Source organism: Paucibacter sp. B51 (genome assembly GCF_027863535.1).
GTDB classification, from domain to species: Bacteria; Pseudomonadota; Gammaproteobacteria; order Burkholderiales; family Burkholderiaceae_C; genus Paucibacter_A; species Paucibacter_A aquatilis.
This window is the reverse complement of record NZ_JAPIVN010000002.1, coordinates 283518-308187: the sequence shown is the minus strand read 5'-3', so window position 1 is coordinate 308187 and position 24670 is coordinate 283518. Positions and strand designations below refer to the sequence as shown.

At 67.2% G+C, this 24670-nt stretch carries 19 protein-coding genes; 9 read left to right on the top strand and 10 right to left on the bottom strand.

Annotation, left to right across the window (positions count from 1 at the left end; translation table 11 throughout):
• Positions 1-457: 457 nt before the first annotated feature.
• Positions 458-1015: a phasin family protein gene (locus OOB33_RS22250; RefSeq protein ID WP_102766338.1), complete on the bottom strand. Its 558-nt coding sequence runs from the start codon at positions 1013-1015 to the stop codon at positions 458-460.
• Positions 1016-1259: 244 nt separating this feature from the next.
• On the opposite strand from OOB33_RS22250, the gene OOB33_RS22245 reads away from it, so the two are divergent.
• The 5 genes from OOB33_RS22245 to OOB33_RS22225 all read left to right on the top strand — a co-directional run bounded on the left by OOB33_RS22245 (position 1260) and on the right by OOB33_RS22225 (position 6593).
• On the top strand, positions 1260-2207 hold the full coding sequence (locus OOB33_RS22245; protein ID WP_271010263.1) for a histone deacetylase family protein: 948 nt from the start codon (positions 1260-1262) through the stop codon (positions 2205-2207).
• A gap of 111 nt (positions 2208-2318) precedes the next feature.
• Entirely contained in the window at positions 2319-3041 is a 723-nt protein-coding gene (locus OOB33_RS22240; RefSeq protein ID WP_102766340.1) for a nitroreductase, read from the top strand.
• A 13-nt stretch (positions 3042-3054) separates the two neighbouring features.
• Positions 3055-4482, top strand: a complete 1428-nt coding sequence (locus OOB33_RS22235) for a sodium:proton antiporter (RefSeq protein ID WP_442953058.1) — start codon at positions 3055-3057, stop codon at positions 4480-4482.
• 15 nt (positions 4483-4497) lie between these two features.
• Positions 4498-5481 carry a 2-hydroxyacid dehydrogenase gene (locus OOB33_RS22230; RefSeq protein ID WP_271010262.1) on the top strand — a complete coding sequence of 328 codons (984 nt, stop codon included), beginning with the start codon at positions 4498-4500 and terminating at the stop codon, positions 5479-5481.
• A 224-nt stretch (positions 5482-5705) separates the two neighbouring features.
• Positions 5706-6593, top strand: a complete 888-nt coding sequence (locus tag OOB33_RS22225; protein WP_271010261.1) for a hypothetical protein — start codon at positions 5706-5708, stop codon at positions 6591-6593.
• Positions 6594-6625: 32 nt separating this feature from the next.
• Here OOB33_RS22225 and OOB33_RS22220 read toward each other — a convergent pair whose 3' ends face one another.
• The 6 genes from OOB33_RS22220 to OOB33_RS22195 all read right to left on the bottom strand — a co-directional run bounded on the left by OOB33_RS22220 (position 6626) and on the right by OOB33_RS22195 (position 15508).
• Positions 6626-7039: a VOC family protein gene (locus OOB33_RS22220; protein WP_271010260.1), complete on the bottom strand. Its 414-nt coding sequence runs from the start codon at positions 7037-7039 to the stop codon at positions 6626-6628.
• 42 nt (positions 7040-7081) lie between these two features.
• Positions 7082-7933 (bottom strand): glycoside hydrolase family 19 protein, encoded by an 852-nt coding sequence (locus tag OOB33_RS22215; protein WP_271010259.1) that lies wholly within the window; start codon positions 7931-7933, stop codon positions 7082-7084.
• A gap of 743 nt (positions 7934-8676) precedes the next feature.
• Complete coding sequence (locus OOB33_RS22210; protein WP_102766344.1) at positions 8677-9171, bottom strand: hypothetical protein; 495 nt, start codon at positions 9169-9171, stop codon at positions 8677-8679.
• A 614-nt stretch (positions 9172-9785) separates the two neighbouring features.
• Positions 9786-10208, bottom strand: coding sequence for a PACE efflux transporter (locus OOB33_RS22205; RefSeq protein WP_271010258.1), 423 nt, complete (start codon positions 10206-10208; stop codon positions 9786-9788).
• Complete coding sequence (locus tag OOB33_RS22200) at positions 10205-11173, bottom strand: DMT family transporter (protein ID WP_271010257.1); 969 nt, start codon at positions 11171-11173, stop codon at positions 10205-10207. The genes OOB33_RS22205 and OOB33_RS22200 overlap by 4 nt, the downstream gene beginning before the upstream one ends.
• Positions 11174-11215: 42 nt before the next feature.
• On the bottom strand, positions 11216-15508 hold the full coding sequence (locus OOB33_RS22195; RefSeq protein WP_271010256.1) for a hypothetical protein: 4293 nt from the start codon (positions 15506-15508) through the stop codon (positions 11216-11218).
• 140 nt (positions 15509-15648) lie between these two features.
• Between OOB33_RS22195 and OOB33_RS22190 the strand changes: the two genes are divergently transcribed.
• From OOB33_RS22190 to OOB33_RS22180, 3 genes are all read left to right on the top strand, one after another.
• Positions 15649-17049 carry a DNA recombination protein RmuC gene (locus OOB33_RS22190; protein ID WP_271010255.1) on the top strand — a complete coding sequence of 467 codons (1401 nt, stop codon included), beginning with the start codon at positions 15649-15651 and terminating at the stop codon, positions 17047-17049.
• Positions 17050-17077: 28 nt separating this feature from the next.
• On the top strand, positions 17078-18325 hold the full coding sequence (locus OOB33_RS22185; protein WP_271010254.1) for an MFS transporter: 1248 nt from the start codon (positions 17078-17080) through the stop codon (positions 18323-18325).
• A 67-nt stretch (positions 18326-18392) separates the two neighbouring features.
• Positions 18393-19253 (top strand): substrate-binding periplasmic protein, encoded by an 861-nt coding sequence (locus tag OOB33_RS22180; protein ID WP_271010253.1) that lies wholly within the window; start codon positions 18393-18395, stop codon positions 19251-19253.
• 143 nt (positions 19254-19396) lie between these two features.
• On the opposite strand, the gene OOB33_RS22175 is transcribed toward OOB33_RS22180, so the two are convergent.
• Together OOB33_RS22175 and OOB33_RS22170 are read right to left on the bottom strand one after the other, a co-directional pair.
• Positions 19397-19579, bottom strand: a complete 183-nt coding sequence (locus tag OOB33_RS22175) for a hypothetical protein (protein WP_102766352.1) — start codon at positions 19577-19579, stop codon at positions 19397-19399.
• 114 nt (positions 19580-19693) lie between these two features.
• A complete protein-coding gene (locus tag OOB33_RS22170) occupies positions 19694-20464 on the bottom strand; it encodes a hypothetical protein (protein ID WP_271010252.1) in 771 nt (256 codons plus the stop codon).
• 303 nt (positions 20465-20767) lie between these two features.
• Between OOB33_RS22170 and OOB33_RS22165 the strand changes: the two genes are divergently transcribed.
• Positions 20768-23605 (top strand): M16 family metallopeptidase, encoded by a 2838-nt coding sequence (locus OOB33_RS22165; protein WP_271010251.1) that lies wholly within the window; start codon positions 20768-20770, stop codon positions 23603-23605.
• 5 nt (positions 23606-23610) lie between these two features.
• Here OOB33_RS22165 and OOB33_RS22160 read toward each other — a convergent pair whose 3' ends face one another.
• On the bottom strand, positions 23611-24603 hold the full coding sequence (locus OOB33_RS22160; protein ID WP_271010250.1) for an alpha/beta hydrolase family protein: 993 nt from the start codon (positions 24601-24603) through the stop codon (positions 23611-23613).
• Positions 24604-24670 lie beyond the last annotated feature (67 nt).

Sequence of the window (24670 nt, the reverse complement as noted above, 5' to 3'; positions counted from 1 at the left end):
CGGGCTGCAGAGCGCTTGCATTCGCGGTCTATGTGCCCCTCGTCGGTGGAGAACGCCATCTTCGGAGGCGGCTCGGCCCGCCGACGGGCGATTTGTGCGCGGCCGAGGGCGCAGCGAAGCGGCTCAGGCGCGCGGTCACGCGCGCTTCAAGCGCTGACTCGGCGCCACTGTCTGACCACAGTGAGCGCAGCGAACGGAGGGAGTTTGGCGCCGCTGAGCCGCGGAGTGAGCAGCGAGGGGAGTCGGCTCGCAGAGCCGACCCGCGAACCATGAGCCCGGCGGAGGGCCAAGCCACCGCAGCGAGCCAGATCAAGACGGCGTAGGTTCACCGTGTGCGGTTACATGAACAGCTTCACAGATGAAAAAAAGCCCAGCGGATGCTGGGCTTGAAGGGCACGTTTGGGGACCGGCGAGGCCGGCCTCAGCGGTGCCGAGGAGACAACTGATGCGGGAAGGCTCAGGCGGCAGCGCGCTTGGAAGCGCGGGTGGCCGTTTGGGTGGCCTTGACGGCGCTGTTGGTGGCGGCTTCGAAGTTGGCTTCGGCCACTTCGGTGGCTTGCTTGGCTGCCTTTTGCACGGTCTCGAAGGCGTTGTTGGCGGCAGCGACGGCGCTCTTCACCAGGGCGACGGCGTTTTCGGTGCCGGCCGGTGCGTTCTTGGCAGCGTTTTCGACCACGGCCGAGAACTTGGCCTGGATGTCGGCCAGCTGGGCTTCAGCGACCTTGGCCACTTCGGCATTGGTGCTGGAGGCGATGTCGTACAGATGGCGGCTGTAGGAAGCGGCCTTCTCGGCGCTGGGCTGCAGCAGGGCGCTTTGCAGGGCCAGCAGCTCTTGAGCGTCCTTCACCGACAGGGCGGCGTGGGTCGACTCAGCGACTTCGCTCAGGGCGGTCTTGGCTACTTGCAGGTTCAGTTCGACCAGCTTTTCCACGCCTTCGAAAGCCTTGTTGGTCAAGCCAAACAGGGTTTCGACATTGGCTTTGTGGGCGGCGATGATTTGTTCGGTAGTCAGCATGGAGCACTCCTGATGGGGGGTGACCCCCGTTGATTCGATGGATGAAATCGTTCGACAGCGATAAATGTTGCACTGCAACAAAACGAAGTATAGGGATGCCGGGCGGCTTTGCAAGACATTTTTGCTGCGGCGCAGCAAATTAGGGGGATCCGCCGGAAATCCTGCCTTCTTCCGCAGCTTGGCGCCGCGCGGTGACGCCCCCATGACAGGCACGGAATGCCACCGCCCGCTATGGTGTGCACCCATGCAGGCCTTTCATTCCGACGCCCATTCCCTGGCCTTGCCGCCGGGTCACAGCTTTCCCGCCAGCAAGTACCGCCTGTTGCGCGAGCTTTTCGAGGCCGAGCCCGGTCTGCTGCGTATGGAGCCGGCGCCGGCTGCCAGCGAGGCGGAACTCTGCCTCGTCCACACGCCGGAGTATGTGAACGCGGTATTGCAGGGCCAGTTGAGCGCGGCCCAGCAGCGCGAGATCGGCTTCCCCTGGTCGCCCTCGATGGCGGCGCGCTCGCTTCATTCGGTGGGCGCCAGCATTGCTGCAGCCCGCGCCGCCTTGGCCGAGGGTGTGGCCGCGAACATGGCCGGCGGCACCCACCATGCCTTTGCCGACCGGGGCTCGGGCTACTGCGTCTTCAACGATGTCGCGGTGGCCGCGCGCCTGATGCAGCAGGAGTGGAGCGCGCAGGCGGGGCCGGGCGATTCGTGGCTTCGCGTGCTCGTGATCGATCTCGATGTCCACCAGGGAAATGGCACGGCCGCCATTTTCGAGGGCGACGACAGCGTGTTCACCTTCTCCATGCACGGCGCCAAGAACTTCCCGGCCCGCAAGGAGCGCAGCGATCTCGATGTGGAACTGCCCGATGGCTGCACTGACGAGCCCTATCTGCAGGCGCTGGACCAGGCGCTCGAAGAGATCTGGGCTCGCCATGCCGCCGCAGGCGCCATGCCCGGCCTGGCCTTCTATCTGGCCGGCGCCGACCCGCACGAGGGCGACCGCCTCGGCCGCCTCAAGCTCAGCAGCGCCGGCCTGCTGGAACGCGACCGGCGCGTGCTCTCCGCCCTTTGCGAGCGTGGCATCCCTGTGGCCCTCAGCATGGCCGGCGGCTACGGCCATGACATCGCCACCACGGTGGCAGTGCAGGCCAACACGCTCAACGAAGCGGTCAGGGCCTGGGCGGCGTGGCGGCTGCGGTGAAAGCCGGGGCCGGTCGTCTTGAATCTTTGTGGTTGAATTTCCCCCAACCGTCGGCTGTTTCGGCCACGCCTCTTCTTTGTTTTTTGTCCACCCGGACGCTGCGCGCGCCATATGACCTCACCCAATCTGTTCCAGCAACCCACGCCCGCCGACACGGCCGCCGTGGACACCGCCATCGTGACCCGGCGCTCCATGCGCGCCTTCTTGCCCACCGAGGTGCCGGAGAGTCAGATCGAGGAGATCCTGAACGTGGCGTCCCGGGCGCCGTCGGGCACCAACACCCAGCCCTGGCAGGTCCATGTGCTGACCGGCGCGGCGCGTCAGCGCCTGGTGGACCGCATCCAGGCGGCCTACCTCGACCCGGCCGAGTTGGCGAAGCACACGGAGGAATACGCCTACTACCCGACCGAATGGGTCTCGCCTTACATCGACCGCCGCCGCAAGGTGGGCTGGGATCTGTATGGCCTGCTGAACATCGCCAAGACCGACAAGGCCCGCATGCAGGCGCAACATGCGCGCAACTTCCAGTTCTTCGATGCGCCGGTCGGCCTGATCTTCACCATCGACCGCGTCATGCAGCAGGGCAGCTGGCTGGACTACGGCATGTTCCTGGAGAACGTGATGATCGCGGCGCGCGGCCGCGGCCTGCACACCTGCCCGCAGGCCGCATTCACCCAGTTTCACCGCCTGATCGCCGAAGAGCTGCAGCTGGCGCCCAGCCAGATGGTGGTCTGTGGCATGGCGCTCGGTCACGCCGACCCCGCCGCGGTGGAGAACAGCCTGCTGACCGAGCGTGCAGCGGTGGCCGAATTCACGCGCTTCTACCGTGATTGAGCGCGGCGGGCGCGTGAAGAGGGGCCAGGTCTTGCGCACCTGGGGCAGCCGGGTCACGGCGCTGCTGTTGGCGGGCGCGGCCGGCCCAGCCCTGGCGGCCGACCTGGACGGCAGCCGTTTCGGCGCACTCTGGGGCCTGCCGTTTGCGGGCTTGCTGCTGTCCATCGCCCTGATGCCCTTGCTGGCGCCGGCGATCTGGCACCGCCATTTCGGCAAGATCAGCGCCGGCTGGGCCTTGGTTTTGCTGCTGCCGCTGCTGGCGCGTGAGGGCGCCGGCACGACGGGCAGCGTGTTGCTGCACACCGCCGTGGCCGAGTACCTGCCGTTTGTGATCCTGCTGACGGCGCTGTTCACCACCGCGGGTGGCATCTTCATCCGCGGCAATCTGCATGGCAGCCCGGGGCTCAATGTCGGCCTGCTGGCGGTGGGCGCGGCCCTGGCCAGCGTGATGGGCACGACGGGGGCGTCCATGCTGATGGTGCGGCCGCTGATCCGCGCTAACGACAACCGCCGCCACAACGTCCATGTGCTGGTGTTCTTCATCTTCATCGTCAGCAATGCCGGTGGCGCGCTGACGCCGCTGGGCGACCCACCGCTGTTCCTGGGTTTTCTGCAAGGCGTGAGCTTCTTCTGGACCCTGCAGCATCTGGCGCCGCAGACCCTGTTCATGGTGGGCAGCCTGCTGGCCATCTTCTACGGGCTGGACCGCCATTTCTACCGCCGCGAAGGCGTGCTGCCGCGTGACCCCACGCCGGACGACCACCGCTTCGGCATCGAGGGCGGCCTGAACTTCGCCTTGCTCGGCGTGGTGGTGGGCCTGGTGCTGATGAGCGGGCTGTGGAAGCCGGCGCACCCGGGTTGGCAGCTCGGCGGCGTGAGCCTGAGCCTGCCGGCCCTGCTGCGCGATGGCGCCCTGATCCTGGTGACCCTGGCCTCGGTCGTGCTGACGCCCCGTGATGTGCGTGCGCGCAACCAGTTTTCTTGGGCGCCCATGCTGGAGGTGGCCAAGCTCTTTGCCGCCATCTTCGTGACCATGGCGCCGGTGCTGGCCATGCTCAAGGCGGGCGAGCAGGGTGCGTTTGCCGCCGTCACCCGCGCCGTCACCGCGCCCGATGGCCAGCCCATGCCTTGGGCCTACTTCTGGTTCAGCGGCTTGCTCTCGTCCTTCCTGGACAACGCGCCCACTTATCTGGTGTTCTTCAACCTGGCCGGGGGTGATGCGGCGCAGCTGATGACGACGCTGGCGCCCACGCTGGTGGCCATCTCGGCCGGCTCGGTGTTCATGGGCGCCAACAGCTACATCGGCAATGCGCCCAACTTCATGGTCAAAGCCATCGCTGAAGAGCGCGGCATCGCCATGCCCAGCTTCTTTGGCTATATGGTCTGGTCGGGCGCGGTGTTGATCCCCTTGTTTGTCGTGATGAGCTTGATCTGGTTCTGAGGAGTGTTGTTCTTCATGTCGAACCTTGCCGCCCCCAAACCGCGCGTGCTCTTGGCCCGCCGCATCTTTCCGGACATCGCCGCGCGCATGGCTGTGGCCTTTGACCTCGACTACGCCGATGACGATCAGCCCCTGAGCCCGGAAGCCTTGCGCCAGCGCCTGCAAGGCAAGCTGGGGCTGTTCGCCTCCGGCACCGAGCAGATCACGGCCGAGCTGCTGGACGCCTGCCCCGAGCTGCGCGTCATCAGCCTGATGACCGTGGGCCACAACAATGTGGACCTGGCCGCTTGCAGCGCGCGCGGCGTGCGCGTCAGCAATGCGCCCGATGTGCTGACCGAAACCACGGCTGACTTCGGCTTCGCCTTGATGATGTCCGCGGCCCGGCGCATCAGCGAAAGCGAGCATTACCTGCGCCGTGGCGATTGGAAGCAATGGCGGGTGGACCTGTTCGCTGGCGCCGACATCCACGGTGCCACCCTCGCCATCCTGGGCATGGGCCGGATTGGCCAGGCCATCGCACGGCGCGGCGCCTTGGGCTTTGGCATGAAGGTGATCTATCACAACCGCAGCCGGCTCGCGCCCGAGCAGGAGGCACCCATCGGCGCCCGCTGGGTCAGCAAGGAGGCGCTGTTGCGCGAGGCCGATCACCTCGTCATCGTCGTGCCCTACACGCCGGCGTCCCACCACCTGGTGGCCGAGCAAGACCTGGCCCTGATGAAGCCCAGCGCCACCCTGACCAATATCGCCCGCGGCGGCGTGGTGGACGATGTGGCCCTGGCCCGCGCCCTGCAGCAAGGTCGACTGGCCGCAGCCGGCCTCGATGTCTTCGAGGGCGAGCCCCAGGTGCACCCCGACCTGCTTGCCTGCGTCAATGTCGTGCTCACGCCGCATATCGCCAGCGCTTCGGTGCCGACGCGGCGGGCGATGTGCGAGCTGGCCGAGGCCAATTTGCGGGCCGCATTCAGTGGGCAGCCGATGCCCACTTTGCTCAACCCTTGAGCCGACTGTCGCTCCGCGCACAGCGCGCGGAGCGTGCGTCCGGTTTGAGCTGAAGAAAAGGCAGAATCCTCCGCCTGTCGCATCCGCTGAGATGCGCTGATAAAAAAGAAAACCAGGAGGGTCACATGCTTTGGAACAAGGGCAAAACAAGCGATCGATGCGCCCGGCGCGCACCCGCTGAGCGGCGGGACGCCGCGGCTTGGCCGACATGGTCTGCAGCCGCGATGCTGCTCTTCAGTCTGGGTGGCGCGGCCCAGGCCGAAACTGCCGAATCCAGCGTAAGCGCGACGAGCCCGGTGCCGCGCACCGTGGCGGTGATCTCGGCCATTGGTGATCGCATCACCATCGTGCGTCAGCGTGAGCAGACCGGCACCCATCTGGCGCCCTACACCCGCAAGGAAGTGCGGCTGGACCCGGTGACGCTGAATCGCCTGGTGTTGGACGGCATCGATGAGGGCTTCAAGCAGAGCGAACCGCAAACCCGCCGTGTGCTGCTGGACTGGCTGCCGCCGGAAGAGGCCATGGCCTACGTCGATGAGAAGCGTTATGTCCAGCGCGAGGAGCGCCTGGAGACACTGCTGATCGAGCACCTGCGCGACGTGCCGGAGCGCAGCCAGTGGGACGAGATCGTGGCGGTCTTGCCCAAATGGCATATGTCCAGTGTCAAGGGCATGGGCGAGCGCCTGGCCGGCATTGGTATCTATATTCAACCGCTTGCCCGCGAGCGTTACACCGGCCTGGAGTCCTCGGGCAATGGCGATCTGAGCCTGCAGGCTGAAGGCCAAGCCGATGGTGACTACCAGACCATCGACCCCAAGACTGGCGAGAAGGGCACCAGCTCGGTGTTTGTAGCCGTCTACATGTACTTCCAGACAGTGACGCTGGATGCGCGCACCCTGGCGGTCAAGAAGCGCGAAGTGCGTCGCGACAGCGTCCGCTACCACGACCCGAACTCGACCGCGATCAACATCGGCCGCATGTTCGATTCGGGCTTTCTCTCCCAAGCCCTGAGTAATGTTGTGCAGCGCTCGTCAGAGCGCGCCGTGACCGGCGACGTCATCGTCAGCCCGGCCCGCAAGCTCGAAGCCCCGGCTGAAACGCCAAAGCCCTGAACGGTGGCGCCTGGTCCCGGCGCCCGCCCCGTTTACTGCCCCTCGGGCGGCTGCCAGAGTTCGATGCGGTTGCCGTCGGGGTCCATGACCCAGCCGAACTTGCCGTATTCGGATTCATCCACCTTGTCGTCGACCTGGCAGCCCTCGGCCCGCAGCAGGGCCAGCAGGGCATGCAGATCGGCCACGCGGTAGTTCACCATGAAGGGGGCGGGGCTGGGGTCGAAGTAGCTGCTGGCGGCATCAAAAATGCTCCAGACCGTGCTGCCCTGGCCCTCGGGGTTGTGTTCGCCGCGCCAGCGAAAGGCCGTACCGCCCCAGGCCTCGACGGGGATACCCAGGTGGCGCCGGTACCAGTCGCGCAGCCGTTCGGGCTGGCTGGATTTGATGAAGATGCCGCCGATGCCGGTGACCCGGCTGGGGCTGCTGTCGGGCGTGTCGCTGCTCATCTGGGCTTGCCTCGCTGGAAATAGGGCTGTCGTGATTCGGCCTCAGTTTTTGGCTTTGGCCTTGGCCTTGACGGTTCGCACCGCAGCCTTGGGTTTCTTGGCTTTGTTGCTGTCGGGCTTGGGGGCTGCCTTGGCGGCGGCCTTGGTTTGCGTCTTCTTGGGCTTGCTGGCCTTCTCCGCCTTTTCGGCTTTCTCGGCTTTTTCGACCTTGGCCTTGCTGCTCTTGGCTTTATTGCTCTTGCTCTTGCCCGCTGCGGCCAGCCCCGCCATCGCCGGCATGGCTGGCATCTCGCGGCTGCCCGCTTCAGCCTCGCTCAGAATCGCAAGCGCCTTGGCGTAGAAGGCCTTGCGGTCTTCGAGGCCGCGGTTGCCGCCGTTGACGGTGTAGCTGATGAACTCCACCGGCGAGAGGTCGAGTACCGCGCCTTTGTATTTTTTCTTCAGCCGGTCGCTGACCGGGTGGTTGGCGGCGTCGTTGAGGTTGCGGGTCAGCCAGTACTCGCAGGCGCTCCAAACCGCCATCTCGGGCTCTTCCAGCAGCTCCGGCTTGTTGATGAACAGATCGCGCGAGCCTTTCTTGATGCCCAGCTGCAGGTAGTTGGCCCGCCCCGTGGTCTGGAAAATGCCGCGGCCACGGAAGCGCACCCCGTCACCCGCCTGCGTATTGCCCAGATCGGCCCGGCCCTCGTAGGCGCTGCCCGAGGCGTACTCGCGCAAGGTCTTGAAATGGTCGGTCTCATGGCAGGCCTGGGCCAGGAAATGCGCGTACTCCTGGGCCGTGTCGATCTGGTACTGCGGGCACAGCTGGTTCATCCACTCGGCCAGGGCCGGCATCAGGGCCGTCTTGCGTCCAGCGATCTGGGCCAGGTGTTCTGCGGTGATGGCAAGTGTCATGGCGGTGGGGCTCCGGGTGATGGGCTGGCGTTCAGCTGCAGCGCCGGCGTCAGTCGGCCTCGCAGTGCCGGGCTCATCATCGGGGGCGAAGCAGCTTCGACCAACCCCTAGCTCATCGCGCTGCAATGGGTATGAGTCGGCCATGCTGCAGTGCTATACCCTGCCTCGCGGCCTATTCGATTTCTCTCGAAGCACTCAGCGAAGCGCGTCGGCTCGCGCTGGTTCGAAGCCATCGGCTCAGAAAGAAGCGTGCCTTCGGATGGCTCGCCATTGCCCGACTGCTGGAGGGACAAAGTCGGCCACAGTCTCCGCTAGCGCATAACAAGCCTAGCCATGCTTTGGCCCGGATTCGAGAGCGCCGAATCGATTCAGAGCGATCAGCGTCAGGCCAAGGCCGACAAGAACCATAGCGAGGCCGAGTGCCCAGTGAAATGCAAAGAAGATCCCAGATGGAAAGAAGAGGGTGAGCCAGAACCATTGGCGCATGCCCGCCTGATGAAAGTACTGTGCACAAGCCTCTCATCTCAGAGGGTGAACGATGGATGAATTCGATTGAGCCCAAGCGGAGTGCCCGTGGCTAGTTCCACAGCTTGGACTGGGTCTGGCTTTGAGAGTTATGAGGCCGAGCCTCGTGTGAGGGCTGAGGCTTGACACTAGATGCACTCACAAGGGGCGACGCCCTCTTGTGACTGTCAGTTCGATGGAGGGGTTTGACCTCATGGTGGAGGCACTCGCCAACTTAACTACTTGGCTTCTTTGTACTCGCCAAGCCCGCGACTTGCGGGAACAACCTCCAAGGTGTTGGAGGTGATTGTTGGGAAGACCGCGACGAGCTTGTGAGGCGTATTCACCACCAGTTGATGCTTCGACTCGAAGTTGACCATGTCCTGGTGCACTAGAGTAATTTCGTAGGTGCCAAACGGAAGCAGGGTAGCAAGGAACTCCCCAACGTGCACTTGTCCGAGCCCCTTACCGTTCACCGCGATGTTGATGCGCCCTGTTCCTGCCATTTTCCAAAGGTCACGGTCCAGCCCATGTACGTTGCGCAAGTCGGAGTCATTGCGGTAGATCTTTGGGTTCTCGTTCAGGAACACGACCTTGCCAAGGTTGGCTTCGGTTGAAGGAGCCATCGGTGAACCTGCCGCTAGAGGCAGCTCTTTGGCTATGGGTGCAAGGCTGCAGCCAGTGATCGAAATCGAGAGCGCTATTGCTGAAAGGATCGCCAGTATTTGACTCATTCGTGTTCTCCTCGTGTGAGTTGTCGTTGAAAATTCTCCGACGAGCATATCGTCATGTGAGGTCGAACGTTCGCGGTAAGCGGACCATCCAGCGTAGCTGACGCAGGTCCGCTTGACCAAAAGGTTAAAGCGCAGGGGGCAAAACATGACCGACTCCCTTCGTGCCACCTTCCCACACCGTGAATTTGGCGCCTGCGAGGAAGTGCTGCTTAGCTTCTGGGACGAGCAACTGGACCGTCGCTCGAAAGCATTCACCCGGCGCAGGGGCATCATCAAACTGCATTCGCGCAGACCAATGCTCGTCTTTGATGCCGAGGACAGTTCGCCATTCGCCCGACACCAAAGGGCCGACGCGCCCTCCATCCTCCGCAGATAGCAGGTGTATCTCGGCGAGGAAAGTTTCGGGCATGCGCTTTGACGCTAATTTTGGACGACAAAATTACGACCGAACCTCGGCGTCATCAACGGCTCGAAGCATCGATTGCTTGAGGCAAGCGCTTGATTGGGCATTGTTTCCTTCTCTTGGGGATCGGGTAAAGGGCTACCAAAAGAACGACAAAAGCATCACAGGGTTGCATCTGATTTGGCGCTCCGATTTCCCCAAACTCCCTTGCTCATGCCTTGGCCGATTCCGGCAACCCAAACACCCGATCAAACGCCCACGTGAAGACAATCGCGTAGACGAAGAAAAACGCCAGGATGGCCAGGTCGGCGATCAGGGCTTCGAGCAGGCTGATATCCAGCCACCAGGCCATCAGCGGCACCAGGAACAGCACCAGCCCGCCTTCAAAGCCGATGCCGTGCAACAGCCGTCGGCCCAAGGAGCGGCCCTTGACCGCTTGGCGCGCCTCCCAGCGTTCGAACAGGGCGTTGAACACATAGTTCCAGGCCAGGGCGATGCTGGACATGGCCAGGGCGAGCAGGGCCGAGGACTGCAGCGAGGTGGCAAACATCCAGGCCACGGCCGGGCCGACCATGGCCACGGCAATGGCTTCGTAGAGAATAGCTTGAAGGACGCGGCGTTCGCGGGGGCTCATAGGCCGGGAGTGTCGCAGGGCGGCGAGGCTGGCACGGCTTTCGTGTCCGTGGTGCCGGCCTGCCGCCGCCCCAGCACCCAGATGCTGACCAGCAGCAAAGCGCCGCCCAGCCATTGGCTGGCCCTCAAGCTCTGGTTCAGGAGCAAGGCTGAGAGCAGCACGGCGGTCAGCGGCTCCATCAAGGTGGCCACGGTCAGGGTGCTGGGGCTCAGGCGTGCCGCGCCCCAGCTGAAGGCCAGCAAGGCCAGGGCGGCGGTCACCAGGCCCAGGTACAAAAACCAGGCTTGCGGCGGAATCGAGTCGGGCCAGTGAAACGGGTGGATCAGCGCGAACAGGCTGGTGCTCACTGCCGCGATGACGGTGAGGCAGGCGCTCGATGGGCCCGGCCCCATGCTCACTGAGAGGCGCGAGCTCACCAGCGTGAAGCCGGTGTAGAGCAGCGCCGATGCCACCGAGAAGGCGACACCGATCCACAGGTTTTGTGTGTGCCCGACATCGATGCCGGCGCCATGGCCGAGCACCAACATCACTGTGCCGGCCAGGGCGGCACACAGGGCGGCAAACAGGCCCAAGCCCGGCGCCTCGGTGCCCCGGGCCAGGCCGATCAGCGTCACCAGCACGGGCGGCAGGCACAGCGCAATCAAGGTGGGCACGGCCGGGCCGATGCGCTCTATCCCTAAGAACCAGCACAGCACATAACCGGCCATGGCGGCGCCGGCCGCCACCATGGTCAGCCACAGGCTTTTCAACACGGCCCAGTCGATCTGCCGGCCGTACACGGCCAGCAAGACCAGGGCGCCGACGCTGAAGCGCCAGAAGGAAATGTTCTCGGGCGAAAAGCCGTGCCGGCTGACCAGCACATCGACCACCAAGGCGCCGGTGCCCCAGAGCATGCCGGCCGAGCAGGCCGCCAGCAGACCCAAGAGGGCCTGGCCTTGGCGGGGCTGCTGTGTGCTTGGATTCATCAAGAGGTGTGCCTTGTGGTGTTGCTGCGGTTTGCGCAGGGTTCAGGTGTCAGCGCCGCCCCTGGGGCTCGCGGTTTTGCGAGGCGGGCCTTCGCGCCACAGCCCGCCTTCGCTGAAACACTCCCAGCCCCATTTCAGCCAGCGCAGCAGGGAGGCGGCCAGCCACAGGGCCCAGAGCAGCATGGCCAGGCGGTACAGCCACAGCGGCGCGCTGACTACCCAGGCTTGGGCCGTGCCGGCGCCAGCGCTGAAGCGGTCGGCATACCAGCTGAGCAGACTGGCATGCGAGTCGTGGCCGGTGATCATCAGATCCGGCAGACCCAGCAGGCCGACCTGCAGCGCCTGCAGCAGCACCGCCACAAACCCTAGGGCCCAGAAGCCCAGCAGCAGCTGCAGGCCGATGAAGGGGCCACGCGCCAGGCCGGGGCCATGGCGCTTGCGCAGCAAGAGCAGCAGAAAGCCCGCCACCACCCAGGCCAGGCCGGCCAGGCTCACCGGCGCCAGACCCAGGCCCAGCAGCAGCCAGGCCGAGAGCTGGAGCGGCAGCCCCGGCACGCGGCTCAAGCCCAGAGCCAGAATCGCCACCGCCAGCAGCGCGCCCCAGAACAGCACGGCCGGGCCCAGCAGCGGCCCGCCCAGGGCCAGCACGATGCGGTCGCCCGGCACATGGATCTGCAGGCTGTCGTTCACGCCGGCCGCGCCCAGCTGCACGCTGGGGCTGCGGAACCACCAGCCCATGCCGCCATCGTCGGCGCGCCAGCGCAGCTCCAGCCGGTGCTCGCCCGGGGTGATGGGCAGCTGCAGGGCGCCGTTCTTGGCTTGCAGGGGCAGCTCGGCGCCGTCCAGGCTCAGGCCTTGCAGGGCTGCGCCGGCGGGCAGCTGCAGGGTCTGCTGGCCGCCCAGGCTGGAGCGCAGGGTGGCGCTGAGCTTGAAGTCGCTGCTGCGCGCGCCGGGCGTCACCTCGGTCAGCACCTGGTCCCAGGTCAGGGTGGGGCCGGCCACGCCGGCCGGTCTGCTCAAATTCAGCGTCAGCTGCTCGCCGGGCCAGGGCCGCCACAGCGGCTGCCAGCGCCCGCCTTGCTGGTGCACCACCGGGGCCAGGCCCTGGTGTTCGACATGCCAGAGCGTCGAAGCGTCCAGCGTCCATTGCTCGATCTGCTGGGTGGCCGGGTGGCTCTTCAGCGTCAGTTTCGCTTGTGGGCGCAGCTCGCTGTCGAACTCCAGCACCTCGGCCGCGCCCAGCTGCACGCTGGCCAGGCCATCGTTGATCTGCACGCTGTTGTCTTGCACCGCCTCGCCGGGCAGCAGCTGCCATTGCACGCGCAGCGGCGCGCGGCTGGGCGCGATGCGCTCGATGCGGGTGTGCACGGTCCAGCGCAGGCCCAGCTCCAGCTGGCGCTGGATGCGCACAAAGGCGGGCAGGGCATCGCGCGGGTTGTTCTGTGCATCGGCTCCCGCTGCCTCTTTGTCATCGCTTGCGCTCTGCTCGCGCAGCAGGCTCAGCGCGGCGCCGGGCAGGCCCTGGGCATTGAGGCCTTGCAAGCGCCAGCCGCGCAGCTGGCTCTTCAGCTCTCGCACCGGCAGGGGCAGACTGATGTCCAGCTCCTGCATCGGCGCGGCGCCGAGATCGGCCTCCATGCTGATCTGGCTGATGCCGGCTTTCAGTGCGATCCAGATCTGGCCCTGGGCATCGCGGCGCAGCGGCGCGGGCTGGCCGTCCAGCAGCACCTGGCTCGGTTGCCAGGCGCCGGCCTGGCCGGGCAGGGGCAGGGCCACGTCGGCCTGAGCATGGGCTTCCAGGCGCAAGAGCACGCGCGAGCCTTCGGCCTGCAAGTTCAGGCGCGCCAGCTCGGCGCAGCGCGGCAGGCAATCCGGGGCGGGGCGCAGGCGCTGGCGCATCTCGGCCAGCAAGGCATCGGACGGCGGCTGCAGGCCGGTGGGCTTCTGGGCTTTCTCCGAAGGCGCGGGCTTGGCCGGCTCATTCTCGGCATGGGCCGGATCGGCAGGCAGGCTCAAGCCGAGCGCGAAGGTCAGGGCCAGTGCGGCGCTGGTGCCAGCGCCGGTTCCTGCCCGCCGCGGCCACCAGGGCTGACCCGTGCGGCCGCTGGCCAGGGCCAGCAGGGCCGCCAGCATCAAGAGCAGGCTGGCCACGCGCAGCAGCGCTGTGCCGGCCGGCGGCAGCAGGTAGAGCTGCAGCGCCTGATCGGCCTGCACCGGGCCTTGCCAGACCAGGGCATGCTCTTGCCAATGCCAGCTGGGCAGGCCGGGGCCGGTCTGCACGCGGGCGCTGGGGTCGGCCTGGTCCAAACGGCGCGGCTCCTTTTGAGGCACGGGCGCAGCATCGCTGACCGCTTCCTTGAGGCGGCTGTAGCTGGAGCCGGCAGGCGCGGGCTCGGCCATCTCGGGCGGCGGGATGAAGGGCGGGGCTGCCGCAGGCACTGCTGTTTCAGCCTGGGGCAGGCCATGCGTCATGGCCGGCTGATCCAAGGCCGGATACATGGCATAACGCAGCTGGTCCACGCCAAAAGGCAGCAGCAACAAGGCGATGGCCACCATGCAGGCCTGTTCGGCGCGGCGCAGCAGCAGGGCCAGGCGGCTGAACTTCTCGGCCATGGCGCCCAGGTTGAGATTGATGGCCATCAGGCCCAGCCAGAACAACCAGAGGAACTGCGGCGCATCGCGCAGATGCCAGCTGCACACCAGGGCGGCGCCCAGCAGCAGGCCGCGCGGCCAGCCCAGCAGGCGGCCGGCGGCCAGGGCGCTGAGCAGCACGAAGAAAAAGTCCCAGAGTGACCAGGCGCCCAGCCAGGAGCCGTCCACCCGGTCGGGCCCGCTGACGTGCAGCAGGCGCCAGCCGGGCGGCAGGTGCAGGCCCGTGCGGGCCGATTGGAAATCACCGCTCCAGCCGCTGGCCGGCAGGGTCGCATCGCGGGCCCAGCGGCTCTCGGCGGTGATGTTGGTCGTGCCTTGGCGCACCTCGATGCCGTCGGGGGCGTTCGCCTGAGCCGGCGCCGAGGCAGCAGCGCTCGGCCCCCGCCGCGTGATCAGCTGATCCTGTCCATCGAGCGCGGCCCGGCCCAGGGCGCCCGGCGCGGCCAGCTCCAGGCGGGTGGAGCGGCTCAGCTCCCCCTCGATGCGGTCTTGCGCGGTGTAGCCCTGGCCGTCGAAATCAAGCCAGAGCTGGCGCGTGAGGCGCAGCTGATCGGGCGCCGGCTCGGGGTTGCCGCGCCGGCTCTGCTTGATTTGCAAAGTGGCGCCGGGCGCCATGCGGTAGGCCGGAAAGCTCTGCCAGCTCTCGGGCATGACGGTCTGCTTGGGGTCCACGGCGGGCACGCCCTCGATGCTGACCACGCGCAGTTCGTTGTGCGCCGAAAAGGCCCAGACCTCCTCGCCCAGCGGGCTTTCGCCGGGCTTGGGCGCGGCGGCGGGCAGCTGCAGCGCCTGCGGGGGCGCCATGCCGCGGGCCAGCAGCTCCACGGTCCAGCGGCCCGGGCGGGCCTGCACCAGCAGGGCACCGTCTTCGCGCAGCCGGGCCGGCAGGGCGCTGCTCAGCGCCTCGGCCACCAGGCCCGGCAGCAGCGCTTGCGGCAGCACCAGCTCGCGGGCGCGGCCCGAGACGGCCAGCTCGATATGGGTGTTGATGCGCATGGGCACCTGGTCGTCGATCAGGCGCGCGGTGCGCACACTCAAGGCTTCGCTGCTGGCGCTGTCCTCGCGGCTGGCCTTCAGCCAGAGCCGTCCCTGGGCATCGGGTGTGCGCTTTTGTGCCTGGCCCTCGAGCCAGAAATTGAGCAAGCCCAGATTGGGCGGCAGCAGCAGGCCTTGCGGCATCTGCGCCCAGGGGATCTGGCCCTCGATGACGTGGCGGCCCGGCTCCAGACGCACGCTGGGCCGGCCCTGGGCCAGCACCACGGCCAGGGGCTTGCCGGCGCTTTTCACGTCCTGCGGCCAGAGGCTGGGCTTGCTGTTGCCGGAGCCCGCGCCCGGCGCATCGTCGGCCGCTTCGCCGGGCAGGGGCAGCAGCTGGGCCGTGCCATAGACCTGCACCTCCAGCCGGAAGCTGGCACCACCGGGCCCGGCGCGCAGCTCCAGCCGCGCCGGCCAGAGGCAGTTGCGCAGCTCGGCCTCACCGGGGCGGCCGGGCTGCAGCGGGCAGAGCTGGCTCTCCTGGCCTTGCAGGGCCCAGGGCAGCCAGTCGCGCAAGGCCGGGGGCAGCTCTTGCGGGCTCAGGGCGCCGGCTGCGGCGGCCCAGGCGCTGCTGCCGAGCAAGAGCAGGCCCAGCAGGCGCTGCTTTATGCGGCCTTGGACTTGCAAGGTTTGGGATTCAAGGCTCATGCCAGCACTCCTGGGCTCCATCAGAGCGCGCAGCTTAACTGCCGGATCACACGGCACACCACGGCGGAGAACCCCAGGCGCATGTGCGGCCACCGCCCGTAGCGCGAGCCGCTGCCGCCATGGCTGAGACAATGCGAGGCATGAGTCTTGTCGAGTTGCTCTTGCTGTCTTTGTTGGTCTTGATGCTGCTGGCGCTGTTCCTGCTCTGGCGTCAGGGGCCAGCCAGCCAGGTGGGCGAGCAAGACCCGACCCTGCTGCGCCTGCAGCAGCAGTTCAGCCAGGGCAATGAGCGCCTGGAGCGCGAGCTTCGTGACGAGCTCAGCCGCAGCAGCGCCGCCACGCGCCAGGAGTTGCAGCAAAGCCTGGGCCGCTTCCAGCAGGCGCTGAGCCAGGGCTTGCAGCAAAGCAACCAGTCCCTGGGCCTGCAGGCGATTGCGGCCCGCGAAGCGCAGGACGCCGCCGGCCAGCGCCTGGCCGAGCAGCTCGGCCAGCAGCTGCGCGCCCTGGCCCAGACCGTCGACCAGCGCCTGGGCCTGATCCAGCAGGACAACGAGAAAAAGCTCGAGCAGATGCGCGCCACCGTGGACGAAAAACTGCACGCCACGCTGGAGCAGCGCCTGGGCGAGAGCTTCAAGCAGGTGGCCGAGCGCCTGGAGCAGGTGCACCAGGGCCTGGGCGAGATGCAGGGCCTGGCGCGCGATGTCGGCTCGCTGAGCCGGGTGCTGGGCAATGTCAAGACGCGCGGCATCTTTGGCGAGGTGCAGCTGGCCGGCCTGCTGGAGCAGGTGTTCACGCCCGAGCAGTACGCGGCGAACGTGGCCACGCTGCCGGGCAGCGCCGAGCGGGTGGAGTTTGCGATCCGCCTGCCGGGCCAGCGCCAGGGCGGCCAGCCGCTCTGGTTGCCCATCGACGCCAAGTTCCCGCGCGAGGACTACGAGCGCCTGCTCGATGCCCAGGACCGCGCCGACGCGCCCGCCGCCGAGACCGCCGCCAAGGCCATCGAGCAGCGCCTTCGCACCGAGGCGCGCAGCATCCGCGAGAAATACATCGCCCCGCCGCACACCACCGATTTCGGCATCCTGTTCCTGCCCACCGAAGGCCTGTACGCCGAGGCCTTGCGCCGGCCCGGCCTGATGGAGGCGCTGCAGCGCGAGCACAAGGTCATGCTGGCCGGCCCGACCACGCTGCTGGCCACACTGAACAGCCTGCAAATGGGCTTCCGCACCCTGGCGCTGGAGAAACGCTCGGCCGAGGTCTGGGAGGTGCTGGGCGCTGTCAAGACCGAATTCGGCAAGTTTGGCGAGGTGCTGGCCAAGACCAAGAAAAAGCTGGAAGAAGCCAGCCACACCATCGATGCGGCCGAGACCCGCACGCGGGTGATGACACGCAAGCTCAAGAGCGTGGAAGCACTGCCGGACGATGCCGCCCAGCAGCTGCTGCGCCTGAGCCAGCCGGGGGACGAGGAGCCGCTCCATGGCGGCGGGGACGGTGCCGACGAGGCGCCGCGCGGAGGAGGAGAACGACCGCCTTCAGCTGTTTGAAGGCGCCATTCTTCGAAAGCATGTTCCTTTGACCCACGAACCTGACCTCATTGATCCAGACACCCCGGCCCATCGCGCCAGCGCAGCCGCCCTGCGCCGCGCCTTTCCTTGGCTGATCGCCACCCTGATCACCCTGCATGCCTGCATGGCCAGCACCCGTGTGGCGGCCAGCCTCTGGGTGCTGGATCAAGGCTATGGCGAGTGGACCGTGGGTCTCTTGCTCAGCCTCTTTGCCGTGGCGCCCATGGCCCTGGCCTTGTGGGCCGGGCGCCAGGCTGACCGCTATGGCTTCCACCGCCCGGTGGGCATCGGCGTCAGCATGGCCTTGTTCGGCGCCTGTGTGGCCCTGGCCTGGCAGGGCGTCTGGACGATTGCCTTCAGCTGCCTGCTCAGCGGCGGTGCGCTCAGCGTGGCGGCCGTGGCCATCCAGCGCGAGGCCGGGCTGATGGCCGACGACCCCTCGCAGCTCAAGCGTGTGTTCAGCTGGGTGGCTTTGGGGCCGGCGCTGTCCAATGCGCTGGCGCCGGTAGTGGCGGGGCTGTTGATCGACCATGTCAGCTTCCGCGCGGCTTTCGCCCTGGCGGCCTTGCTGCCCCTGCTGTGCTGGCTCATGGCCCGGCGTGTGCCGCGCCACCCGCCGAAGCCCCAGAGCGCGGCCCAACGTGCCCGCCCGGCTTGGGACCTGCTGCGCCAGCCGGCCCTGCGTCAGCTGCTGTTGCTCAATGTGGTGCTGGCTGCGTGCTGGGATGCGCACAGCTTTGTCGTGCCGGTGGTCGGCCATGCGCGTGGCCTGAGTGCCTCCAGCATTGGCGTGGTGCTGGGCAGCTTTGCGGTGGCGGCCACGGTGGTGCGTCTGGCCATCGTGCGCTTCTCTCAGCATCTCGATGAGCTCAAGGCCTTGCGCAGCGCCATGCTGCTGGCAACCGTGGTGCTGGCCGGTTACTACTGGCTGCCGGGCACGGCCGGCCTGATGGTGGGCTCGGCCCTGCTGGGCCTGGCCCTGGGCTCGGTGCAGCCCATGGTGTTGTCCATGCTGCACCAGGTCACGCCACATGAGCGTCACGGCCAGGCCCTGGGCCTGCGCATGCTGGCCACCAATGGCGCGACCGTGGCCATGCCGGTGGGCTTCGGCCTGCTGGCGGCGGCCAGCGTGGCGGCCGCGCCCATGTGGCTGATGGCCAGTGTGCTGCTGCTGGCGCAGCTGCCGGCCCGCGCCTTGAGCCGCCAACTGGCGCGCGAGCCCCTGGCCTCGACCGAAGAGCGCGTGCAAGGCTAGCCGCGAACCTATACTGGTTCAAACGGCTGCCTCCATGCAAGCGTGGCCGGGGAGAGGTGCAGACGTCATGGCGAATCCTGGCTCCTCAGGCCGCCGCCGCTTGGCGTGCGCCCTGGTCTTGCTGCCGGTCGGCGTGCCGGCGCTGTGGCCCCGCCATGTGCATGCCCAGCTGCCGGCGAAGGGCGGCGGCATCGAGTTCCGCATCGCCTTCGAAGACAAGGACAGCCCCGACCACACCGGCAGCCTGACCGTGCCGGCCGAGAACCCCGGCATCATCGTCGAGATGGTGCAGATGCTGCCGGCCCGCCTGGGCGGCGAGATCCGCGTGCAGCTGCTGCGCCGGCCCTGGGCCCGCTGCTTGGCCGAGCTGGAAACCGGCCAGGTGGATGCCATCTTCTCAAGCAGCTTCAAGCCCGAGCGTTTGAAGATCGGCCTGTATCCCATGAAGAACGGCCAGCTCGACCGGGCGCTGCGCATCGACACCAAGAGCTACAAGCTCTACACGCGGGCTGACGCCGGCCTGAGCTGGGACGGCCAGCGCTTCACCGGCCCCGAGCGGCCGCTGGAGCTGGTGGCCATGCGCGGCTACGCCATCATCGATGAGCTCCGCAAGCTGCCCGGCGTGAGCGTGTCCGAGGTGGACCGAGCCGAGGTCGCGTTCCGCATGCTGCTGGCAGGGCGCGCTCATGGCTTTGCCCAGCTCAGCGAAGCGGCTGAGCATGTGCTGCGCAACACGCCCGAATTCGACCGCGCCATCGTCAAGCTGGAGCCACCGCTGATGAGCAAGGACTACTTCCTGCAGATCAGCCATGCCTTCCACCAGCGCCACCCCAAGCTCAGCGCCCGCATCTGGCGGGCCCTGGGCGAGATCCGCCAGGGCGAGCAGGAGCGGCTGGTGGCCAAATACCTGAAGCTGAGTGCGGATTGAGCGCCCCCTTCACACACACTCTTTCTTTCTCTCGGTTGCAGGGGCTTGATCGTCTGGGCTTCGGCCGGCCGCTCGTGAGCGACTGGGTTCTGGTGCAGGGAGGCTGACTGCTGGGGAGCCCGCTGCAGACGGACTTGAGGAATCTACGAAAGGGCAGGGCCGTGGATATGGGCCTGGAGCTGAACGCGAACAAGCGGCTTTTGTTTCGGCGCGTCGCCAGACTCGGCGGCGGTCGCTTCGGGGCTGCCGGCCACCAAGGCCAGGGCCAGGATGGGCGCCCAAACGGGCGCCAGTAACACCTGCTTACCGCTGAAATAGTTTGTCATGTGAACTGCTGAAACGTCTTGCCTGCTCGGCGATGGACGCGAGTCTAGGCAGGGGTTTTGCAGCTTTCAGCTCCCCCAAAGTGAGGGTTCCGACGAACGGTCGGCCGGCTCGGTTCAGCGGCCGTCTTGCGGGCCGTAGAGCATCAGGCCGGCCAGGGCGCAGGCCATGGGTTCGCGTTGATCGGCCGGCAGCTGGCGCTGCTGCCAGATGCGGCCCGGGTGCAGCACCTCGACGGCGGCGATGGCGCTGCCGCGCAGGCTGTCGACGCGGTAGCCCAGGGCCGGGGACTTGAGGCTTTGCTCGACCGGCATGCCGCTCTGGGTGCGGCGCTCGGCGATCTGGCTCATGCGGTACTCGGCGCCGCCGACGTAGAGCCGGCCCTCCAGCGGCTTCCACTCGTCCTTGAGCTCCAGGCGCACGGTCTGTTCGTCATGGCGGCAGCTGCAGTCCAGCGTGGCCTTGTTGTTCTCGAGTTGCACGCCGATCTTCAGGCCTTGCTCCTTGGCGCGGTATTCGCAGCTGCCGTCCCAGTCGCGCTGACCCTTGAAGCGGTAGCTGAAGCCTTGCTTCTGGGTCTTGCTGCTGAAGAGGCCCAGCGAGCTGCTGTCGCTGCTGGTCCAGCCGCGCTTGACATGGCTGACCTGGTAGGGGCCGACCTGGAAGTCTTCGGCCGCAAACAGGCCTGTGCCTTTGGCGCGGGCGCCGACATCGAGCACCTCAGCCGTTTGGTCCAGATCGCCGGGTGCGGCCATGCGTGTGGGCGTGGTGACGCAGGCACTCAAGCCCACCAAGGTCGCCAGCAAGGCCGTCAGCGAGGCGGGTCGCCCCAGGGCCGGGGCGGGGCGGTGGGGCAGGGTTGGGGAAAAGGGTGCGTTGGCGCTCATGGTGTCGAGGTGCGGTTGGTATTGCCAGATGGGCTCGGACGGGGCGCAGTGTCGCCTGCGGATCCGCTTTGTGAACTCCTGTGATGGCCAGGCTCAGGTAAGTATCGTTTTCTGAACTTTTGTGGAGCTTGCCGCGCCGTGGCGGGCGGAGGCGGCCGATGCATCCTTCAGAATGCCGCCACGGGCCGCCTGTCGTGGCTCGCGGTTTTGCGCGCCGCTCGCATGCTCGCGTTTCGCTTGCGAATATGTTTGGCGGCCTGGTTTTTTCTGTGCCGGCTGGATCCGGCAGATTGGTCTTTCCTCATGCACATGCCCACTCGTTTCCGTGTTTCGGCCCTGTTGCTGGCCTGCAGCCTGGTGTGGCTGCCGGTTCAGCTGGCTTCGGCTCAGGCTGCGGCCCCGGCGGCCAAGCCCAGCAAGGCCGGCAGCGGTGGCAAGATTGCCAAGCCCGTGCCAGCCCCTGCGGCCCGGGCGGCGGCGCCCGCCGCGGTGCTGAAGGCCGAGTTTGTGCGCGAGCTCGGCGGCATCGAAGAGTACCGCCTGCCCAATGGCCTGCAGATCCTGCTCTTTCCCGATGAAGCGCAGAGCACGACCACGGTCAACATCACCTACCGCGTCGGCAGCCGCCACGAAAGCCAGGGCGAGTTCGGCATGGCCCATCTGCTGGAGCACCTGGTCTTCAAGGGCACGCCCACGCACCGAGACATTCCCGGCGCCTTTGCCGAGCGCGGCGTTCGCTTCAACGGCACCACCACCAGCGACCGCACCAATTACTTCGCCTCTTTCAACGCCAACGAAGACACCCTGGCCTATGTGTTGGGCCTGGAGGCCGACCGCATGGTCAACAGCTTCATCGCCAAGTCTGACCTGGACAAGGAGATGAGCGTGGTGCGCAATGAGTTCGAGCGCGGCGAAACCGAGCCGATGCAGGTGCTGTTCAAGCGCGTGCAATCGGTGGCCTACGACTGGCACCCGTATGGCAACTCCACCATCGGCCCCAAGAGCGACATCGAGAACGTGCCGATCGAGCGTCTGCAGGCTTTTTACAAGCGCTTCTACCGGCCCGACAACGCCACGGTGCTGGTGGCCGGGCGCTTTGACAAGGCGGCCGTGCTGCAGCGCATTGCCGCGCAGTTCGGCCCGCTGGTCAGGCCGGCGCAAGCCCTGCCCGTGCTGTACACCGAAGAGCCGGCTCAGGACGGCGAGCGCACGGTCACCGTGCGCCGCGTCGGTGGCCAGCCCACGGTGCTGGCTTACTACCATGTGCCTGCCATCTCGCATGCCGATTCGGCGCCGCTGCTGGTGCTCAGCCTGCTGATGTCCATGCCGCCCAGCGGCCAGCTCTACAAGGAGCTGGTGGAGAGCAAGCTGGCCATCAACGCCGGCCTGTTTGGCCTGGGGCAGGCGGCGCCCGGCGGCATCTCGGCCATGGCCATACCGGCCGCGCAGGCCGACAGCGAGAAGGTGGAGAAGCTGCTGCTCGATCTGGTCGAAGGCCGGGCCGGCAAGCCCTTTGAGGAGAGCGAGTTGCAGCGCGTGCGCGAGGTGGCGCTGAACTCCTACCGCCAGCAGATGAAGAAGCCTGAGGCCTTGATCCAGCAGATCTCCGGCCTGCTGGGTGCCGGCGATTGGCGCCTGCTGTTCCAGCTGATGGAAGACCTGCCGCGTGTGACCCTGGCCGATGTGGAGCGAGTGCGTAAGGCCTATCTGCTGCCGGCCAACCGCACTCTGGGCCGCTTTGTGCCGTCCAAGGAGGTCACCCGGGTGGAGATCCCGGCGGCCCCGCCGCTCGATCAACGTCTGGCCGAGCTCAAGGGCCCGCCCAAGCTGGAGGATGGCGAGCGCTTCGATCCCACGCCCGAGCATCTGGCCGAGCGCACGCGGCGCACCGTGCTGCCCAGCGGCATCGAGCTGCAGACCCTGGCCAAGCGCACCCGTGGCAACACCGTCCATCTGCAGCTGCAGCTGCGCTGGGGCGAGCGCGAGCCGACCTTTGCCCGGCGCGGCACCGGCTGGGTCGGTGAGCTGATGTTCGAAGGCAGCCAGGGCCTGGACAAGCAGGCGCTGCAGGACCGACTGATCCGCCTCAAGGCCGGCCTGTCCATCGGAGGTGCCGACCAGGGCGCCACCATCAACCTCACGGCTGAGAAGGACAGCCTGCTCGAAGCCCTGGCCATCGTGGCCGATCTGCTGCAGCGGCCGCTGCTGCCGGCCGATGCCTTCGAACGCGTGGTCAAGCGCCATATCGCTGCGTTGGAGGGCTCACGCCTGGAGCTGGAAACCCTGCGTCAGGAAGCCACCCGCGAGCACTACAACTTTGCCCTTGGCGTGGTGCAGGGCCATCCGGACTACCAGCTCAGCGTCAACCAGCGCCTGGCCGAGGTGAAGGCGATTCGCCTCGAGGATGTGCGCAGCTTCCACACCGACTACTGGTCGGCCAACGAGGCGCGCGTCACCGCCGTCGGTGCCCTGCCCGAGGGCCTGGATGCGGCGGTCGAGCGGCTTTTCGGCAGCTGGAAGAAGCCGTCAGCCGCGCGCTTTGTGCGTTATGAAGGGAAGCATGTGGACATCCCCGCGGCCCGCTTTGACGTCAAGGCCAAGGACAAGGCCAATGCGATTTTGCGCATGCGACTGGAGTTTCCGCTCAATGAGCTGGACCCTGACTACTTCCCTCTGATGCTGGCCACCCAGGTCTTCGGCGCCGGTGGCATGGAAAGCCGGCTGGCGGCGCGCGTTCGCCAGCAGGAAGGTCTGAGCTACGGCATCGGCGCCTCGCTGGGCGTGCCGCGCTGGGGCAATGACGCCACCCTGTCCATCGGCGGCAGCTTCGCACCGCAGAACCGCGACAAGGTGCTGGCCCTGGTGGACGAAGAGCTGGCCCGCATGGCGAGCGAAGGCATCAGCGAGGCCGAGCTGGCACGCGCCAAGCAGAATGTGCTGGAGGCGCGCCTGCAGGGCCGCAGCGACGACGGCCAGCTGACCGCCTCACTGGGCCATCTGGCCGAGCGTGGCGAGGGCTGGGCCGCCGTGGCCCAACGCGAGGCGCAGATCCGCGCCGTCACGCTGGAGCAGGCCAATGCCGCCTGGGCGCGCCACATCCGCCGCGAGCGCTTTGTGGTGTCCACGGCCGGAGACTTTTGACGGGCTCAGAACCAGGGCACCATTCGTTCGGGATAGTCGCGCGGCAGGATGTGGCCGCCGGGGAAACGCAGGTGCTGTTTGGCGGCGCCGGGCATCGCGTCGAACAGGGCCTGGTTCTGCGCGGCGCTGGCGTACTCGTCATCCTCGGCGCTGAGCAGCCAGAGCTTCTTCTTGCCCGCGAGCCCCGGGAGAAAGCGCTGCGGTGACACGGCGGCCACCTTGTCGTCCAGATGCGGCGGCACGATGGCGGCCACTGCGGTAACGCGTGGCTCCAGGCTGCTCAGGATCAGCGCCATCTGCCCGCCCATGCTGTAGCCGGTGAGTTGCACCCGGCTGGCGTCGATCTGCGGCTGCGGCAGCAGCCAGTCCAGCAGCAGGCGGTAGTCCTTGATGCTGTCGATGATCATCTGCTCATAGGGCTCGCGCTTGCCCCACAGGTCCATATCGCGCATCAGGTCGAGCACGCTGTAGTCGAGGTTCTTGCGCTCGCCATGGCGGCGTGCGTCCAGGGCCAGCACGGCATAGCCTTGTTTCAAGGCCAGCTCGGTGACGAGGTGGGTGTGCTCCAGGGTTTCGCCGCCCTTGTAGCTTGCTTGCCACCAGCGCATATGGCTGCGCCCCAGCCCATGCATGGCGACCAGCAGGGGAAACGGCGCCTTGGCCTGGGCCGGATCGCTGGGGTACTGGATACGGCCGTTGACCGCCGCGCCGTCGAAGCTGATGAAGCGAATCTCCTGCGCGAGCGGGCCCAGGGCGCGCAGCTGCGGCGTGATCGGCACGGCGCCGGCATGGGCGTAGCGCGCGGCCAGGTCCTGGGCGCTGGGCTGGTAGGGGCGCAGGGCAAACAGCTGCCACCACAGCAGTCCGAGCAAGAGGGTCAGCCCCAGCAGGGCCAGACCGCCTCTTGCGAGACGGCGTGGCCATTGGCGGCCGGGCCGTGGATGTGGAGTTGGGAGGCCGGGCAAACCCGGGCGCATGGGGTGGCTGTGGCTGTTCATGGGCGCAGATTAGCCAGCCGCTTGTGAGTTGGATGTGAAGTGCCCGCCTGCTGCAGCACGTCACTGT